At 63.0% G+C, this 14,910-nt stretch carries 14 protein-coding genes and 2 tRNA genes; 12 read left to right on the top strand and 4 right to left on the bottom strand.

The genetic code is table 11. The annotated features are described in order from the left end of the window. Positions 1 to 18 precede the first annotated feature (18 nt). From ACZ5WT_RS14495 to ureG, 3 genes are read left to right on the top strand one after another with little or no spacing between them, the layout of a single operon-like run. Entirely contained in the window at positions 19 to 483 is a 465-nt protein-coding gene (locus ACZ5WT_RS14495; RefSeq protein ID WP_464284486.1) for an urease accessory protein UreE, read from the top strand. Continuing rightward, positions 480 to 1,139: an urease accessory protein UreF gene (locus ACZ5WT_RS14490; protein WP_464284485.1), complete on the top strand. Its 660-nt coding sequence runs from the start codon at positions 480 to 482 to the stop codon at positions 1,137 to 1,139. Before ACZ5WT_RS14495 ends, ACZ5WT_RS14490 begins: the two co-directional genes overlap by 4 nt. 26 nt (positions 1,140 to 1,165) lie before the next feature. Continuing rightward, positions 1,166 to 1,780 (top strand): urease accessory protein UreG, encoded by a 615-nt coding sequence (ureG, locus tag ACZ5WT_RS14485; RefSeq protein WP_464284484.1) that lies wholly within the window; start codon positions 1,166 to 1,168, stop codon positions 1,778 to 1,780. On the opposite strand, the gene ACZ5WT_RS14480 is transcribed toward ureG, so the two are convergent. The 4 genes from ACZ5WT_RS14480 to ACZ5WT_RS14465 all read right to left on the bottom strand — a co-directional run bounded on the left by ACZ5WT_RS14480 (position 1,777) and on the right by ACZ5WT_RS14465 (position 4,554). Further along, a complete protein-coding gene (locus tag ACZ5WT_RS14480; protein ID WP_464287217.1) occupies positions 1,777 to 2,370 on the bottom strand; it encodes a HupE/UreJ family protein in 594 nt (197 codons plus the stop codon). The two genes, ureG and ACZ5WT_RS14480, sit on opposite strands and share 4 nt — an antisense overlap. Before the next feature lie 250 nt (positions 2,371 to 2,620). After that, a tRNA-Cys gene (locus ACZ5WT_RS14475) sits at positions 2,621 to 2,694 on the bottom strand. A gap of 76 nt (positions 2,695 to 2,770) precedes the next feature. Next, on the bottom strand, positions 2,771 to 4,006 hold the full coding sequence (locus tag ACZ5WT_RS14470; RefSeq protein ID WP_464284483.1) for a sensor domain-containing diguanylate cyclase: 1,236 nt from the start codon (positions 4,004 to 4,006) through the stop codon (positions 2,771 to 2,773). 110 nt (positions 4,007 to 4,116) lie between these two features. Then, the gene (locus ACZ5WT_RS14465) at positions 4,117 to 4,554 is read right to left on the bottom strand and encodes a MerR family transcriptional regulator (RefSeq protein ID WP_464284482.1); all 438 of its coding nucleotides are present in this window, start codon (positions 4,552 to 4,554) and stop codon (positions 4,117 to 4,119) included. A gap of 67 nt (positions 4,555 to 4,621) precedes the next feature. Here ACZ5WT_RS14465 and ACZ5WT_RS14460 point away from each other — a divergent pair, with 67 nt between their 5' ends. From ACZ5WT_RS14460 to cls, 9 genes are all read left to right on the top strand, one after another. Continuing rightward, positions 4,622 to 6,787, top strand: a complete 2,166-nt coding sequence (locus ACZ5WT_RS14460) for a heavy metal translocating P-type ATPase (protein ID WP_464284481.1) — start codon at positions 4,622 to 4,624, stop codon at positions 6,785 to 6,787. Positions 6,788 to 6,935: 148 nt separating this feature from the next. Next, the gene (locus ACZ5WT_RS14455) at positions 6,936 to 8,144 is read left to right on the top strand and encodes a benzoate/H(+) symporter BenE family transporter (protein WP_464284480.1); all 1,209 of its coding nucleotides are present in this window, start codon (positions 6,936 to 6,938) and stop codon (positions 8,142 to 8,144) included. Continuing rightward, on the top strand, positions 8,141 to 8,746 hold the full coding sequence (mobA, locus tag ACZ5WT_RS14450; RefSeq protein WP_464284479.1) for a molybdenum cofactor guanylyltransferase: 606 nt from the start codon (positions 8,141 to 8,143) through the stop codon (positions 8,744 to 8,746). Before ACZ5WT_RS14455 ends, mobA begins: the two co-directional genes overlap by 4 nt. A gap of 128 nt (positions 8,747 to 8,874) precedes the next feature. Next, positions 8,875 to 8,949 (top strand) — tRNA-Asn (locus ACZ5WT_RS14445). Between the two features lie 107 nt (positions 8,950 to 9,056). Then, positions 9,057 to 10,268 (top strand): MFS transporter, encoded by a 1,212-nt coding sequence (locus tag ACZ5WT_RS14440; protein WP_464284478.1) that lies wholly within the window; start codon positions 9,057 to 9,059, stop codon positions 10,266 to 10,268. Positions 10,269 to 10,273: 5 nt separating this feature from the next. Beyond that, positions 10,274 to 10,732, top strand: coding sequence for an SRPBCC family protein (locus tag ACZ5WT_RS14435; RefSeq protein WP_464284477.1), 459 nt, complete (start codon positions 10,274 to 10,276; stop codon positions 10,730 to 10,732). A gap of 49 nt (positions 10,733 to 10,781) precedes the next feature. Next, positions 10,782 to 12,188 carry a cryptochrome/photolyase family protein gene (locus tag ACZ5WT_RS14430; protein ID WP_464284476.1) on the top strand — a complete coding sequence of 469 codons (1,407 nt, stop codon included), beginning with the start codon at positions 10,782 to 10,784 and terminating at the stop codon, positions 12,186 to 12,188. 153 nt (positions 12,189 to 12,341) lie between these two features. After that, positions 12,342 to 13,391: a cysteine synthase A gene (locus ACZ5WT_RS14425; protein ID WP_464284475.1), complete on the top strand. Its 1,050-nt coding sequence runs from the start codon at positions 12,342 to 12,344 to the stop codon at positions 13,389 to 13,391. 65 nt (positions 13,392 to 13,456) lie between these two features. After that, positions 13,457 to 14,908 carry a cardiolipin synthase gene (cls, locus tag ACZ5WT_RS14420; protein WP_464284474.1) on the top strand — a complete coding sequence of 484 codons (1,452 nt, stop codon included), beginning with the start codon at positions 13,457 to 13,459 and terminating at the stop codon, positions 14,906 to 14,908. Positions 14,909 to 14,910: the final 2 nt, after the last annotated feature.

Raw genomic sequence — 14,910 nt, 5'->3', positions numbered from 1 at the left:
CCCCACAAGGACCAGCCCATGTTGCGCGCCATCACCCACCTTCCCGCCGGCCATGCTCAGGGCACCGCCTTTGACAGCGTCGTACTCGACCACGATCAGCGCCGCCTGCGCCGCAAGCTCCTCACGCTCGTGGGCGGCGGAGACGTCATGGTGGATTTCCCCCAGACCATCACCCTCGATCACCTCGGCGCCTTGCAGCTTGATGACGGGCGGCTAGTGGAAGTCGTCGCCGCGCCGGAACTGCTTTATGAGGTGCGCGGGCGCGATACCGCCCATCTGGTGCGCCTCGCATGGCACATCGGCAATCGGCACACCTCAGCTCAGCTCGAAGCCGACCGCCTTCTCATCAAGCGCGATCACGTTCTCCGCCCCATGCTCGAAGGGCTGGGCGGGCGCGTCACCGAAGTCCGCGAGCCTTTCTTTGCCGAGCACGGCGCCTATCACAGCCACGCCGATAACGGCCATGTCCTGTTGGCGCGATGACCTCAACCCGCGACCTCCAAAAGCTCCTGACCTGGCTATCACCCGCCTTTCCGGTGGGCGCCTTTGCCTGGTCGGCCGGCCTGGAGGCCGCTATCGTCGCCGGCACGGTGCATGATCGTACCAGCGCCCAGCAGTGGATCGGCGGCAACCTGACCCATGGCGGCATGCGCACCGACGCAATCCTCCTGGCCCAGGCCCATCGCGCCGCCAATCACAGCCCGGCCCTGCGCGACCTTGCCGATCTGTGCTTGGCCCTGTCGCCGGCGCGCGAACGCCATGACGAGACCATCGGCATGGGCGAGGCCTTTCTGGCGGCGGTCCAGGCCTGGCCGGCCGACTACGCCCTACTGCCACGCCCCTGCCCTTATCCCATCGCCGTCGGCGCCATCGCGTCTGTCCATGGCATTGCGCTGGAGCCAACGCTGTCGGCCTTCCTCACCTCTGTGGTTCATGGGCAAGTCTCGGTGGCGGTTCGGCTGGTGCCAATCGGCCAGAGCGACGGCCTCGCAATCATGGCCACGCTGGAAAGCGCCATTGCCGCCACCGCTAACCAAAGCCTCTGCGCTGGTCTCGATGCCATCGGCTCCGCCGCCTACGCGACCGACATCGCGCAAATGTCCCACGAAACCCTATCCACCCGGATATTCCGGTCATGAGAAAACACATCACCTCGAGGTAACCAATGAAGTCACCCAATGGCCCCCTGCGCATCGGCATTGGCGGCCCGGTCGGTTCGGGCAAGACCACACTTTGCGAAATGCTGCTCAAGGCCATGCGCGAGCGCTACTCCATGGCCGTAGTCACCAACGACATCTACACCAAGGAAGACGCGCTGATCCTGGCCCGCGCCCAGGCCATCTCCGAAGACCGCATCGTCGGGGTGGAAACCGGCGGTTGCCCGCATACGGCCATCCGCGAGGATGCCTCGCTGAACCTGGCAGCCATTGCCGATCTCAACCGCAGCTTTCCCGATCTCGATATCATCCTGATCGAAAGCGGTGGCGACAACCTCGCCGCCACCTTCTCACCCGACCTGGCGGATTTGACGATCTATGTCATCTCGGTGGCGCAGGGCGAAAAAATCCCCCGCAAGGGTGGTCCCGCCATCAGCCGCTCAGACCTGCTGGTCATTACCCATACCGACCTGGCCCCCTATGTCGAGGCCAGTCTCGACGTCATGGAAAGCGACACACAGAAGGTCCGCGAAGGCCGCCCCTATGTGTTCACCGACCTGCTCCGGCGCGAAAGTCTCGATCAGATCATCGCCTTCATCGAGCGATCAGGCGGATTGAACTAGAGCACCCCGGCCAAGATGCCGATGCCCGCGAGCGCCACCAGCCCGCCAGCCGCTCGCGATACCATCGCGCCATAGCGTTTGCTGGCCGCGCCCAGTCCATGGCCCAGCCCGATCCCGGCGGCATGTAGCAGTGCGGTCGCCACAACGAATCCACCGCCATAGCTCAGGCCATCGGCAAGAACCGGCATCTCGGCCCCATGGGCGTAACCGTGGAAAATCGCGAACAGGCCCACCAGCCCCATCGCCGCCGCCACCGGCGCCTTGATATTGAGCGCCGCCACCGCGCCCAACACCACGACCGACAGCGCGATCCCAAGTTCCACAAACGGCACCGCCACCCCGGCCGCACCAAGCGCCCCGCCCAGCACCATCACGGAGATGAAAGTCGCCGGGACCAGCCACAGCGCCCTGCCGCCAAGTTGGAAGGCCAGTAGCCCCACCATCACCATGGCCAGCACATGATCGAGCCCCGACCAGGGGTGGAGGAACCCATAGGTAAAGCCACCGCCCGCGACTTCGGTATGGGCAAAGGCGGCGGTGGGCATCGCTGCAATGGCCAGTGCCATCGCGGAGAGTTTCGCAAGCTTGATGGTCATGGCCACATCCCCATTCTCACACGCAACAGGCAGAATTCTGCCGCAGCACGAGGCATAGAGTCAAATTGCCCAATCGTTAGTCACGGCGCTCAAGCCACAGGCGGCAAATCGCAAGAAATCCGCCAGCATGCTGCAAGCCGCTGCTGAATAAGCAGCAGGCCAAATTCGTCGAAAAAGGGAGAGCGCCCATAGCTTTAGCGCACCACCGCAGTGGTCACCATATTCAGCAAATCTTGGGAGTGATTGGAGGCCTCGTCCGGAATTGAACCGGAGTACGCGGATTTGCAATCCGCTGCGTAACCACTCCGCCACGAGGCCTCACGAGCGGTTTACTAAGCCAGACCAACCGCTTGCGCAAGACCCCAAGATGCCATTCCCAAATTGATCCCCGAAATCAGCCAAACGCAGCCTCGATGGAGCTATCGGTCCGTTTCGACAAGGTGCAGGAGTAAGTTTCGGCAGTCCCCTTCAGCAGAAGGTCAAATCGCTCGGGCACGATTGCCGGCAGGGACAGTGCGATTTCAGCGCCGTTATCCCAGAGGCTGCGAACCGTGCAATCGTAAGCGGAGCGGCCGCCATCGAAGATAATCTGCCCGGCCTTCAGGACGCGGCGGCGGTTCAGCTTCTCCGGCTCGCTGGAAACCGAAGCACTGCAAACCCGGTCCCGGCCGGTCCGCTTGGCCTGATAAAGGGCCTGATCAGCACGGTTCAGGAAGGTCTCGATATCGTCGGAGGGGCCCAGTGTCGCGACGCCAAACGAGGCCGCCACCGCGATCGGCGGATTGCTGCCGGGGAAACGAAGATCCTTGACGAGGCGCCGCAGTTTTTCGGCAACGTTGACGGCCGTCGCCAACTCGGTCTGCGGCAAGAGGATCGCGAACTCCTCCCCGCCGACACGGCCGATACTGTCGTTCTGGCGCAGCGCTGTCCTGATCGCCCCGGTAACGCCAGCGAGGACCTGGTCGCCCGCCGCATGCCCGTAGGTGTCATTCACCCGCTTGAAGTGGTCAATATCAAACGCAATGCAGCTCAAAGGGATAGAGTGCCGCTTCGCCATGGACAGCTGCTTGGCGACTTCGTCCTTGAAGGCGCGACGGCTGCTGGCACCTGTAAGAACGTCGGTCGCCGCCTCGTGGCGCAGTTCCAGCTCGCGCATGACCAGGGCTGCCAGGTGCACGAGAATCGCGGTTTCCCGCTCGCCGAAGTCGCGCACCTTCTTGTCGATGGCACAGATCGTGCCGATGACCAGGCCGTCGCAATTGATGATCGGCGCCCCCGCATAGAACCGGATACGCGGTCCGTCGACCACATGCGGATTCTCAAAGAAGCGGGCGTCCTTGGTGGCGTCTGGGACAACGACCGGACGGCCAAGGCCCAGAGTATAGCGGCAGAAGGTACCGTCGAGGGACGCCTCGGACGTCGGGAGGCCGAACACCGCCTTATACCATTGGCGGTGTGCATCGATCATCGACACGATGCCGATCTCGACGTCAAAGATCAGCCTGATGAGGTCGGCGATACGGTCGAAGCCCAGCTCTGCGGGGGTGTCCAAGATATCGAGGTCTTGCAACGCCATCAAACGATCAGGGTCGGAGCCAACCTCGTTCCAGTTGGCTGAATTCGTCCGCATGCGAAGTCCTTACAAAGCGCAGCTTATCGGTGTGTGCCGCCCGCCAAGAGCACAAATGTCTGAAAACCATAGGTGATTTGGCCAGTCGGGGAAAGGCTGTGTCCAGCGCTCTACAGCGCCGCTTCATGCTGGTGGTGCTTGCACTTGCCATGGTCCGCCAGAATGTCGATGACCTTGCAGGTCTCGACACGCCCATGACTGCAGCCTTCCACCATGCGTTCGAGCTCGGCCTGTAGCGCGGTCAGGCTGGTGATCTTGTCCTTCACTTCCGCCAGACGCGCCTTGGCGATGAAGTCGGCCTCGGCACAGGACTGGTCCGGCCTATCCTGCAACTGCAGCAGGGTACGAATCTGGTCGATCTCGAATCCCAGCTCCCGCGAATGCCGGATGAAGCTGAGCCGCTCGATATCGGACTGATCATAGGCGCGGCGGCCACCTTCTGTGCGTGGTGGCGCAACGAGCAGGTCGATCTGCTCATAGTAGCGGATTGTCGGCACCTTGACGCCGCTTGCCTCCGAAACCCTGCCGATCGCGATACCGTTGCTCATTTCATGCTTGCTCCTATAGCCACTAGAGGATGTACGCCGACTTTGTGAATTGCAAGGAGTTGGCGAAATGGATGCTGCGATCGGTACGACGCGCTTTCGCGTCGAGGGTATGGATTGCGCAGCCTGTGCATCCAAGGTCGATACCGCTGCCCGGCGCGTGCCCGGCGTGGAGGACGTCTCCGTCTCGGTGATGAATGGCACGCTGACGGTCAAGCACGCGGCCGGCGTCGACCTGGAGGACATTGCAACCAGGGTCGGCAACCTCGGCTATCCCACCCGCCCCCTCCGTGCTCTGGAGGCGGATCCATCCTCGCCCACGGCCTCCGAAGCGGCCCACAGCCACGACCATCACGATCACAACGAAAGCCTCCCATGGTGGCGGACCCGGAAGGCCCTGCTGACCCTAGCCTGCGGCGTGGCCTTGCTGGCTGCCATGCTGATCGGCTGGGTACAGCCCGAGATCGGGCACTGGTCGTTCATCGTGGCGCTTCTGGTGGGACTGGTGCCGATCGGCAGGCGCGCTGTGGCTGGAGCCCTGGCGGGCTCACCGTTCTCGATCGAAACGCTGATGTCGATTGCCGCCATCGGCGCGGTCTTCATCGGAGCGACCGAGGAAGCGGCAACCGTTGTGTTACTGTTTCTGGTGGGCGAACTGCTTGAAGGCGTTGCGGCCAGCCGCGCCCGCGCCAGCATCAAGGGCCTCGCCGATCTGGTGCCCAAGACGGCGCTACTGGTCGAAGGCGACAGCGTCAAGGAAGTGCCTGCGGCCAGTCTGGCGCTCGGCGCGACGGTCATGGTTCGGCCCGGCGACCGCATTCCCGCCGATGGCCTGATTGTCGAGGGCAACAGCGCCATCGACGAGGCGCCGGTGACCGGCGAAAGCGCACCCAAGTCCAAGGGCGCAGGCGACACCGTGTTTGCCGGCACCATCAACACCGATGCGGTCATCACGATCAAGGTGACGGCCAAGGCCGCGGACAACACCATTGCGCGCGTGATTGCCCTCGTCGAGGAAGCCCAGGAGAGCAAGGCGCCAACCGAGCGCTTCATCGACAGGTTTTCCAAGGTCTATACGCCTGCGGTGCTGGTGGTGGGCATCCTCGTGGCCGTGGTTCCTCCCCTTCTGTTCGCTCAGGCCTGGGATGAATGGATTTATAAGGGATTGGCCATCCTGCTCATCGGCTGCCCCTGCGCGCTGGTGATATCGACCCCGGCCGCCATTGCTGCCGCCCTATCCGCAGGTGCCCGTCGTGGCCTGCTGCTCAAGGGCGGCGCGGTGCTCGAGCAGCTGCGCACTATAACCATGGTGGCGATGGACAAGACCGGCACGCTCACCGAGGGCAAGCCGAAGGTCACCGACATCATCGGCATCAGCCGTTCCGAGAGCAACGTGTTGTCGATGGCCGCTGCGCTGGAGACGGGTTCGAGCCATCCCCTCGCCCTCGCGATTTTGGCGCGTGCGAAGGCTGACAAGGCGCCAGTCCCACCGGCCTTCAACATGAAAGCCGTGCCCGGCAAGGGCGTAATGGGTAGCGTGGGCGGAGATCAGATCTTCCTGGCCTCGCTGACCGCCGCAATGGAGAAAGCCAGTATCTCCAGCGATTTGCAGGCCCAGATTGACGCCTTCAATGACGCGGGCAAGACCGTCTCGGTGCTGCTGGTCAACGATGCCGTTGCGGGCGTTTTCGCCATCCGCGACGAGCCGCGGCCAGACGCGAAGGCGGGTATCGATGCCCTGAAGCATGCAGGAATCGGCACGGTCATGCTGACCGGCGACAACCAGAGAACCGCTGCGGCTATCGGCGCCGCGCTCGGCATGGAGGTGCGTGCCGAGCTGCTGCCCGAAGACAAGCAGCGCATCGTCCGCGAGCTGCAGGCGTCGGGAAAGATGGTGGCGAAGGTTGGCGACGGCATCAACGACGCTCCTGCCCTTGCCGCCGCAGACATCGGCATCGCCATGGGCGGTGGCACCGACGTCGCGCTGGAGACCGCCGACGCAGCCGTTCTGCACGGTCGTGTCAGCGACATCGCCGACATGATCGGACTGTCCAAGGCGACGATGGCCAATATCGGCCAGAACATCACCATCGCCCTGGGACTGAAGGCCGTGTTCCTCGTCACGACCGTGCTCGGCGTCACGGGCCTTTGGCCGGCGATTCTGGCTGACACCGGCGCCACCGTGCTCGTGACACTGAACGCCATGCGCCTGCTGGGCTGGCGCGGGGCAAACTGATTTCGCACTGTTTTCGGCCGCCAGACTGCAAGGCGGCCGGAGGCCCCCCTTGTTACCCTTTTTCTTCCCTGCCCTGACCTCGCTCTGGCGAATATGGCTTCACCGACGCAGCCACCCTGCATAGGCTGGGAGAAAAATGCGTGGGGGAATGGCAGTGAGTGATGCAACTATCGGCAGTCGGCGCGACTACCTGCAGCCGATCATGGCCGGGGCGCTGGCCGCTGCGGTGGGCTATGCGAGCACGTTCACACTTGTCCTTGCGGCGCTGACGGCAACAGGCGCCTCCCCGCAGCAGGCGGGATCGGGGCTGATGTCGCTCTGCATCGCCATGGGTTTTCTCAACATCGTTGTGAGCGCGCGGGTCAAATTGCCGGTGAGCTTCGCGTGGTCGACGCCGGGCGTTGCCTTCATCCTGACCGTCGGCGAACCGGTCGGTGGCTTCCCCGCCGTGGCGGGAGCATTCCTTGTGGCTGCCGTCCTCATCATCCTGACTGGGCTGATCAAGCCCCTCGCCCGGCTGATCTCTGCCATTCCGGCGACCATCGCCAATGCGATGCTGGCTGGCATGCTGCTAACCCTTTGCCTGGCACCGATTACCGCCGTTGCGGAAGTACCGGCGCTGGCGCTGCCGATTCTGCTCGCCTGGGTGATCGGGCTTCGATTCGCCAAGCGATATGCCGTGCCGATCGCGGTGGTGGTGACAGGCATCATACTCGCGACGACCACGCAGCTGCCGCCGGGTGCGCTGGACGGAAGCTGGCCAAGCCTCGTCCCTGTAATGCCGGAATTCACGCTCGACGCGATCGTTCGTATCGGGCTGCCGCTTTATGTCGTGACCATGGCGTCGCAGAACTTGCCGGGCCTGGCCGTGATGCAATCGAACGGCTACCGAATCCCGGCGGGGCCGCAATTCGTCATTTCCGGCATTGCCAGCGTGGGAACTGCGTTCTTCGGCGGCCACAGCTGCAATCTGGCGGCCCTGACGGCAGCGATCTGCGCGGGCCCGGAGGCCCATCCCGACAAGGACAAGCGCTGGCCGGCCCCAATCGCAGCGGGCACTGTCTACCTGCTGCTGGCACCTGCTGCGAGCCTGGCGGCGGCCTTCATCGCCGCGTCGCCCCCGATTCTGATCCAGGCCGTGGCCGGGCTGGCGCTGCTATCGAGCCTCGCATCGGCGCTCACGGGCGCATTGGCCGTGGAGGATACCCGCCTCCCCGCAGTGCTGACCTTTGTCACGACGGCGTCGGGAATCACTATTGTCGGCGTCGGCGCGCCCTTCTGGGGGCTCGTGGCGGGAATTGGCATGATGGCGCTGGTGCGCTTTGGCAGCCGGCCCAGCGAACTGCTCGGCAAATGAGTCTGCCCCACGCCATCATCATTGCCGGTGGCCGGGGCGAACGGCTGGGTGGCCTGCGCAAGGCCGATCTTCGAATCGGCGGGAGGCGACTCATTGATCGGGTTGCCGATTCCCTTGGGCCAATTGCCGGTCCATTGCTGATTTCCGTGGGGCCGCGTGACGATGGCCGGGGCACCCGAGCCGATTCCACGAGGGTTACAGACCTCTCAGAATCACACGAGGGGCCGTTGGCGGGCCTCGCTGCGGGGGTATTTGCCCTGCAGAATCATGGAATCAGCGGGGGATTGCTGGTCTCGGTGGCGGTGGACACGCCATTTTTGCCCGCCGACTTCATTTCGAGGCTGCAAAATGGCCTCGGCCAGGCCCCTGCGGCATTTGCGACATGGGGGGACGGATTTTATCCGCCCAACGCGATTTGGCGCATCGAGGCACTTGCTGACCTGCCCAACCAGATCCGCCGTGGCACGGCCGCAAAGAGCCTAAAGGCCCTGCAGCAAGGCCTTGGCGCGCGGGCTGTGAGCTGGGATGGCCCTGCTAACCCCTTCGCCAACATCAATACCTTGACCGATATCGTCCAGCTGGGCGCCCGCGCTCGCGATTGATAACCCGGTGCCCAAGTTTTTCCACACGATGGCAAAATGGGCTTGGCAAAACAAAACGGGCAGGCTACATGGACGTCGCTGTCGCAAGACGGCACCGCCCCTCGCAAGAGCGGCAAACGAATAGGTGTTCCGCGGTAGCTCAGCGGTAGAGCAATCGGCTGTTAACCGATTGGTCGTAGGTTCGAATCCTACCCGCGGAGCCATTCGTTTTTAGCGCTAAGGCGCATTTCTCCTCCCCAGTACCGACTAGTGTTGCGCGCCTCCCGGCGTCGGGGTACGGAGCTTATCTCTCAATCACTGGATTGCCCAAATGAACGCCGTCGACAGCAAGGCCGCTCCGGCCGTGCGCACTTCGCACAACATCATTCTGGCCGTCAGTTCGTCGCACCTGTTCAACGATCTGATTCAGTTCCTGCTGCCGGCGCTCTATCCCCTGCTCAAGGTCAATTACGAGCTGGACTATTTCCAGATCGGGCTGCTGACGCTGGCCCAGCAAATCACCGCCTGCGTGCTGCAGCCCGTGATGGGTCTTTATGGCGACGTGAAGCCCAAGCCCTACCTGCTGGCCTTGTCGATGATCATCGTGGCAGGGGGGGTGCTCCTGCTGGCAACGGCTAACAGCTTCCCGCTGCTGCTGGTGGCCGCCACCGTGCTGGGCATTGGCTCGGCCCTGTTCCACCCGGAAGCATCGCGCGTATCGCGCCTCGCATCGGGCGGTCGGCTTGGCTATGCGCAATCGGCGTTCCAGGTCGGCGGCAATGCCGGCACAGCGATCGGGCCGATTGCTGCCGCGTTCATCGTTCTGCCGCTCGGGCAGGCCAGCACTGTTTGGTTTGGCCTCGTTGCCGTGCTCGGCATCATGGTGCTGAGCTATGTCGGCCGCTGGTACGCCGCCCATCAGCGCGACATGGCCGCCGCGCCAAAGGTTGCGCTGGTTAAGCCGAACATCACGCGCAACCGTCTAATCTTGGCCTTCGCGGTGATTGGCGCGCTGCTGTTCAGCAAGTACGTCTATATCGAGGTGTTCAAGAGCTATTACACCTTCTACCTGATCGAGAAGTTCGGGCTTTCGGTGCAGGATGCGCAGTTCAATTTGTTCCTGTTCCTCGGCGCCATTGCCGTGGGCACGTTCTTCGGCGGCCCGGTGGGTGATCGTTTCGGCCGCCTGACTGTTATCTGGTGCTCGATCGTGGGCGCCCTGCCCTTCACTCTGCTGATTCCATTTGCAGACTTGCCGGGCACGATTGCCCTCAGCATCGCTGTGGGCCTTGTGCTGTCCTCAGCCTTCTCGGCCATCGTGGTCTATGCACAGGAACTGGTGCCGGGCAAAGTCGGCATGGTCTCGGGCTTCGTGTTCGGATTTGCCTTCGGCATTGGCGCCATCGGCGCGGCCGTGCTGGGCGCAGTGGCCGACCAGATCGGCATGGTGCAGGTTTTTGCGATGTGCGCGTTCTTGCCGATCCTGGGCTTCCTCACCATCTTCCTGCCCAAGACGGCAGAACTTTATAGCAAGAAGAAGTAGCGACCATGAGCAATGACATGGATGTCGATGGCGAAGGCCAGATCACGCTCACGCGCACCATTGATGCGCATATCGATGACGTGTTCTCCGCCTGGACCGATCCTGCGCTGATCGAACAGTGGCAGGCCGACGAGGCCGAACTGGATGCCTTTGAGGGTGGGGAATACAAGTTCACCACTTTTGGCGATGACGAAGACCCGGAAGACCACGTGGTCAGCGGGGAAATCCTGCAATTCGTCGAGAACGAGAAGATCGTCATGTCGTGGGTGCATCGCGACAGCGACGAAGAGGATGCCGAGGAGCTGATCTTCGTGCTTGAGGTGGCGTTCAAGCGCCTCAATGCGGACCAGACCAGCGTCACCATTACTGAACGGGGCCTCGCCCATACCGATCCGGAATCACGCATCTTCTCGATCGAGGCCTGGAGCGCGGCGCTCGAGCACCTCGCCGAAGTGATGGAATAAGACTGATCCGAGTTACCCTCCCGGGCGTATCGCCCGGGGAGACCTGAATATGGCATCAACTAGTATCGTCTGGCTGCGCAACGACCTGCGCATCGCCGACAATCCGGCGCTGTCTGCCGCCGTTGCTGCGGCAGACACCACGATAGCCCTCTACATCCACGAGACGGACACAAGCCTCCGCGCGCCCGGCGCGGCAGTGCGCTGGTGGCTGCACAACAGCCTCAGTGGCCTCGGCGCGGCGTTGGCGGCCCATGGCATCCGGCTCATTGTACTCCAGGGCAAGGCCATCGACCTGCTGCCTGACCTGCTCCGGGAACTTGGCGCAACCTCGGTCTTCTGGAACCGGCGCTATGCCCATGGCGAGCGGGACGTCGACGCGGCGATGAAGCAGTGCATCCGGCAGGAGGGCATCACCGCGACATCATTCCCAGGCAACGTACTGATTGAGCCGTGGGATATCGCGACGGGACAGGGCAAGCCCTATTCGGTGTTCACGCCGTTCTGGAAGACGCTGCGCTGGACTGACATAGCGCGCCCCATTGGCCCGCCCGAACGCCGCACCCCACTGGAACCCGAGGGCTTCGACACCGACTACAAGGCCCCGGCATGGAGCCACAAGCTGGCGGAGCATTGGAGCATCGGGGAAACGGCAGCCCAGCAGGCGCTGACGGCGTTTCTTGACGAGCGGCTGTCGGTTTATCGCGACGGGCGCGATTTTCCGGCGCGCGAATCCACCTCCCGGCTCTCTCCATATCTGCGCTTCGGCGAGATCAGCGCCCGGCAAGTGTGGCACGCGGCGCAGTCTCTGTCCCATGCCGAGCCGGAGCTGCAGGAGGCAGTGGACAAATTCCTGTCGGAGCTGGCGTGGCGGGACTTCAGCTATCACCAACTCTATCACCGCGCCGACATCGCTGCGGTGCCCATGAGCCCCAAATACAGTGCCATGAGCTGGCGCGACGCGCCCGAGCAGCTGGTCGCCTGGCAACAGGGCCACACCGGCCTGCCGATCATCGATGCTGGAATGCGCGAGCTTTGGGCGACCGGCACCATGCATAACCGCGTGCGCATGCTGACGGCGTCCCTGCTGACCAAGAACCTGATGATCGACTGGCGGGTGGGTGAACGCTGGTTTTGGGATTGCCTCGTGGATGCCGACATGGCGAGCAATCCGGCGAGCTGGCAGTGGGTCGCGGGATGCGGGCTGGATGCTGCGCCCTACTTCCGCATCTTCAACCCCGTCACGCAGGGGGAACGATTCGACGCGGACGGCGACTATGTCCGGCGCTGGGTGCCGGAACTGGCGGGGCTACCGGCGTCGTGGATTCACAAGCCCGCAGACGCGCCGCGCGACGTACTCGCCTCGGCCGGCGTGGAAATTGGGACCAATTACCCAGCACCGATCGTGGACCTCAAGAGTAGCCGGGTCCGGGCGCTCGAGGCAGCGGCACAGCTGTAGGTGGAATGAAATTGCGCGCACCCGGAGCGAACGCACTGCCGTTGCGCCGCGCATGACCGATACGAAAAGCCATGCCGTTAGAACCTGTTAAGGCTTGCGGCCCGCAGGTGGGGCCCCTAGCTTAGGGTTTCCCTTCCCGTGACAGTTCGGTCCATGTCCAAGCACGAAGATCTCATCTCCGCCATCGGCAACACGCCGCTGATCCGCCTCAACCGCGTTTCGGCGCTGACGGGTTGCGAAATGTGGGGCAAGGCCGAGTTCCTCAATCCTGGCCAGTCGGTCAAGGACCGGGCGGCTTTGTTCATCATTCACGACGCGGTAAGATCGGGCAAGTTGAAGCCCGGTGGCACCATCGTTGAGGGGACGGCAGGCAATACAGGCATCGGGCTGACACTGGTGGCCAATTCGCTGGGCTTCAAATCGGTGATCGTGATCCCCAAGACGCAGAGCCAGGAAAAGAAGGACGCCCTGCGCCTCTATGGCGCCGAGCTGATCGAAGTGCCGGCCAAGCCCTACAAGAACCCGAACAACTACATCAAGATTTCCGGGCGGCTGGCCGAAAAGCTCAATCGCGAGCTTCCGAACGGGGCCATCTGGGCCAACCAGTTCGACAACGTGTCCAACAAGCGCGCCCATGTCGAAACCACCGGCCCCGAAATCTGGCATCAAACCAATGGCCGTATCGATGGCTTTATCTGCGCCGTGGGCTCAGGCGGCACGCTTGCGGGCGTAGCCGAGGCGCTGCGCGCCCGCAGCTCTGACGTCAAGATCGGCCTGGCCGATCCAGAAGGCGCGGCGCTCTACAACTATTACGCCCATGGCGAGCTGAAATCGTCCGGCAACTCGATTACCGAGGGCATCGGCCAGGGGCGCATCACGGCCAACCTGGAAGGGCTCAAAATCGACAACCCCTACCAGATCTCCGACGCCGAGGCCCTGCCCTACATTTTCGACCTGCTCGAACATGAGGGCCTGTGCCTTGGCGGCTCAAGCGCGATCAACATCGCTGGCGCCGTCCGGATGGCGCGCGACCTGGGGCCGGGCAAGACCATCGTCACGGTGCTGTGCGACTACGGCAACCGCTATGCCAGCAAGATCTTCAACCCGACCTTCCTGCACAATCAGGGGCTGCCTGTGCCATCCTGGATGGAAGGCCGCACGCCGATCGACATTTCAAGCGTGATCGAACCCGATCCGGCCTGAACACGCCAGCATTGTCCAATCGTGACAGACTGATAGAGTAGCGCCCGAACTCGTTTGGGGGCGCCGTGTACAGTATCGAATCGATGCTCAGGCTGATCATCTCCGATCTGCACATTTTTGCGGCCATCACGGCGGCGGTCTATCTGCTCGCTTTCATCTGCGCGGTACGGGAAATCATGAATTCCCGCACCTCGCAGGGCTCCATCGCCTGGATTTTGGCGCTGGGACTGCTGCCCATTCCCACGGCATTTCTCTACCTGATCTTTGGCTGGAAGGCCTTTGACGACTACGCCACCGACCGCATCCGCAACGGACGCGCGGCGCGTCCGCTCCGTGCCAAGGACCTCGCGTTGATAGACCGGGAAACCAGCCACAAATGGCCGGTGCAGACCAAGGTTTCCGAAGTTCCTTTTCTCAATGGCAATGAGGTGGAGCTTCTGGTGGACGGACGCGCGACCTTCGATTCCATCTTCGAAGGCATCGCCCAGGCAAAATCCTATCTGCTGGTTCAGTTTTACATCGTGCGTGATGACGCGCTGGGCAAGGAGCTCGCCGAGCGCCTGATCGAGCGGGCCAATGCCGGCGTACAGGTTTATCTGCTCTATGACGATATCGGCAGCAGCGGCATGCCCAAGCGCTTTCGCGCTGAGCTGCGCCAGGCCGGCATCAAGGTCGCCGGATTCAACCAGCGCCACAAATTCCTGCGAGTCTATGGTCCCACCCGGATCAACTATCGCAACCACCGCAAGATCGTGGTGGCCGACGGCGAACACGCCTGGGTCGGCGGGCACAATGTGGGCGTGGAATATCTGGGTGAGGACCCGAAGTTCGGGCGCTGGCGCGACACCCATGTGCGCGTATCCGGGCCTGCGGCCCTCGGCTGCGCCCTGCTGTTCCGCGAAGACTGGGAATGGGCCACGGGCGAGGTACTGCCCGCTACGCCGCCCGAGACCGTGGAGACGCCGGGTGACCAATCGGTGCTCGTCATGGGCAGCGGTCCGGCCGACAAGCTGGAAGAATGCGCCATTGCCTTCACCGACATCATCGGGCGCGCGCGAGAACGCATCTGGATCGTCAGCCCCTATTTCGTCCCGGACACCGATATCCGCACGGCGCTATTCGCGGCCAAGCTGCGCGGCGTGGATGTGCGGATCATGCTGCCGAACGAGCCCGACCATAAGCTGGTCTGGCTGGCGAGCATCGCCCATGCCGATGCGATGATCGAGCATGGCATTTCGATTCACCGCTACACGGACGGCTTCCTGCACCAGAAGGTGGTGCTTATGGACGACCAGATCGCCTCGATCGGCAGCGTCAACTTCGACAACCGCTCCTTCGCCATCAATTTCGAAATCACCTTGTGGTTTGCCGACCAGGATACCATCAACAAGGTCGAGACCATGCTGCTCGAAGACTTCGAATTGTGCCGCGAGGTGGCCATTGATGAGGTCAAAGGGCGCTCCCTGCTCCTCCGCTTCGCTACCCAGGCCGCGCGCCTGCTCTCCCCTGTGCTTTGAGT

The sequence above is a fragment of the Devosia sp. T2-14 genome (assembly GCF_055397495.1).
Note: the sequence above shows the minus strand (reverse complement) of the source record. Positions and strands in the feature narration are given on the sequence as shown.

Coding starts and splice junctions, on each gene's coding strand:
- ACZ5WT_RS14490 (WP_464284485.1), top strand. CDS start 480: ATGACCTCAACCCGCGACCTCCAAAAGCTCCTGACCTGGCTATCACCC.
- ACZ5WT_RS14435 (WP_464284477.1), top strand. CDS start 10,274: ATGAGCAATGACATGGATGTCGATGGCGAAGGCCAGATCACGCTCACG.
- mobA (WP_464284479.1), top strand. CDS start 8,141: ATGAGTCTGCCCCACGCCATCATCATTGCCGGTGGCCGGGGCGAACGG.
- ACZ5WT_RS14460 (WP_464284481.1), top strand. CDS start 4,622: ATGGATGCTGCGATCGGTACGACGCGCTTTCGCGTCGAGGGTATGGAT.
- ACZ5WT_RS14470 (WP_464284483.1), bottom strand. CDS start 4,006: ATGCGGACGAATTCAGCCAACTGGAACGAGGTTGGCTCCGACCCTGAT.
- ureG (WP_464284484.1), top strand. CDS start 1,166: ATGAAGTCACCCAATGGCCCCCTGCGCATCGGCATTGGCGGCCCGGTC.
- ACZ5WT_RS14495 (WP_464284486.1), top strand. CDS start 19: ATGTTGCGCGCCATCACCCACCTTCCCGCCGGCCATGCTCAGGGCACC.
- ACZ5WT_RS14425 (WP_464284475.1), top strand. CDS start 12,342: ATGTCCAAGCACGAAGATCTCATCTCCGCCATCGGCAACACGCCGCTG.
- ACZ5WT_RS14430 (WP_464284476.1), top strand. CDS start 10,782: ATGGCATCAACTAGTATCGTCTGGCTGCGCAACGACCTGCGCATCGCC.
- ACZ5WT_RS14465 (WP_464284482.1), bottom strand. CDS start 4,554: ATGAGCAACGGTATCGCGATCGGCAGGGTTTCGGAGGCAAGCGGCGTC.
- ACZ5WT_RS14455 (WP_464284480.1), top strand. CDS start 6,936: ATGGCAGTGAGTGATGCAACTATCGGCAGTCGGCGCGACTACCTGCAG.
- ACZ5WT_RS14440 (WP_464284478.1), top strand. CDS start 9,057: ATGAACGCCGTCGACAGCAAGGCCGCTCCGGCCGTGCGCACTTCGCAC.